3 protein-coding genes are annotated in these 1,564 nt (G+C 65.9%); 1 reads left to right on the top strand and 2 read right to left on the bottom strand.

All coding sequences use genetic code 11. The features are described 5' to 3' along the window. Positions 1-17: 17 nt before the first annotated feature. Positions 18-224, bottom strand: coding sequence for a DNA-directed RNA polymerase subunit omega (locus tag JNK68_04490; GenBank protein MBL8539611.1), 207 nt, complete (start codon positions 222-224; stop codon positions 18-20). Next, positions 205-846, bottom strand: coding sequence for a guanylate kinase (gmk, locus tag JNK68_04485; GenBank protein MBL8539610.1), 642 nt, complete (start codon positions 844-846; stop codon positions 205-207). Before gmk ends, JNK68_04490 begins: the two co-directional genes overlap by 20 nt. 167 nt (positions 847-1,013) lie before the next feature. Here gmk and JNK68_04480 point away from each other — a divergent pair. Next, positions 1,014-1,564: dual specificity protein phosphatase family protein (locus JNK68_04480; GenBank protein ID MBL8539609.1), on the top strand; the 551-nt coding region annotated here is incomplete at its 3' end.

Genomic DNA, 1,564 nt, shown 5'->3' with positions numbered 1-1,564 from the left:
CGCGCGCCGGTCACGCTTCAGGTCTGACCCCGGTTGAGTATCTCCCGACCGACCTTGCCCAGTGCCATCTCGCGCAGTGCAATCACCGTTGGCTTGTCCTTGTTCGACTCTACCATCGGTGTGGCGCCATTCGCGAGCTGGCGGGCGCGGTACGTTGCGGCGAGCGTCAGCTCGAAACGGTTCGGGAGGTACTTCAATACATCGTCAACGGTAATGCGTGCCATGGATGGAACTTGAGTCGAATTGATCGAGAAGGTTCGGATGACGGCGCAGCTGTCTCACAGTGCGCAGGCGCTCGGCCCGCACGATGCCGATCAAGTCACTGACCGCATCATCGAACCGCTCGTTAATAATAACATAATCAAATTCAGCAACATGGGCGATCTCCTCGCGCGCCGCTGCGAGTCTGCGCGCGATGACCTCGGCGCTGTCCGATGCGCGTCCGTGCAACCGCTGTTCGAGCGCCGCCATCGAGGGCGGCAGGACGAAGATGCCGATCGTTTCCGCGAACGCATGTCGCACCTGCGCCGCGCCCTGCCAGTCGATCTCCAGCAGGATGTCCTCGCCGGCGGCAAGTCGCTCCGCCACCCAGGTGCGCGACGTACCGTAGAAATTGCCGTGCACTTCGGCGCTTTCCAGCAACTCGCCGCGCGCGCGCATCGCCTCGAAGGTCTGCACGGAGACGAAGTGGTAGTCGCGGCCATCGACCTCGCCCGGTCGCGGCGCACGCGTAGTGAACGAGACCGACAGGCGCACCGCGGGATCGGCTTCCAGCAGAGCCGCGACGAGAGTGGTCTTTCCGGCGCCCGAAGGTGCCGAAACGATGATGAGGTTGCCGAGCGCCACGACGCGAGTTTAACCCGAGATGTGGTGTTGCCCGCGGCCTGCGCTGCGCCGGGGCTCTCGCGTTCCGGGTCGAAGCTGACCCGGTGCTCGCGCCGGATGCTCCGCGGCGACGCATTCGGGCGTATGCTTGCCCGCCATCGGCGTTTCGGCGGGCAGTGCTGATCACCATGTGGACGTGGACGCTCAACTGGAACCGTGTGCGCGACGACATCGTCATCGGCTCCTGCCCGCGCCGCGCAAGCGACATCGACGAGATCGAGGCCGGGACCGGAGCGACGGCGCTCTTGTCCGTGCAGTGCGACGATTGCCGGTCGGCACTGCGCATCGACCTGAACGAGCACATGCGCCATGCAGGGCGGCGCGGCCTGATTCTCAGGAACACGCCGATGCGCGATTTCGACCTCGAAGACCAGCGCCGACACCTCCCCGGTGCGGTCATCGGCCTGGCGCGACTGCTGCGGTCGCGTCACCGCGTCTACGTTCATTGCACGGCGGGTATCAACCGTGCGCCGCTCACCGTGCTGGGTTTCCTCACGTTCATCGAAGGTCTGCGCCACGATGAGGCGCTCGCGCTGATCCGCGCCGGTCGGCCGCAGGCCGAGCCGTATTGGGACGCGTGGCGCGGCTGCCGCGATGATCTCGTCGAGCAGTACCGCCCCGTGATCGAGGCACGGGCGTGGGAGATCTCGCAGCGACACTGCGACGCGAGCGCGCAGGA

It is taken from the genome of Betaproteobacteria bacterium, from assembly GCA_016791345.1.
Taxonomy (GTDB): Bacteria; Pseudomonadota; Gammaproteobacteria; order Burkholderiales; family JAEUMW01; genus JAEUMW01.
Note: the sequence above shows the minus strand (reverse complement) of the source record. Positions and strands in the feature narration are given on the sequence as shown.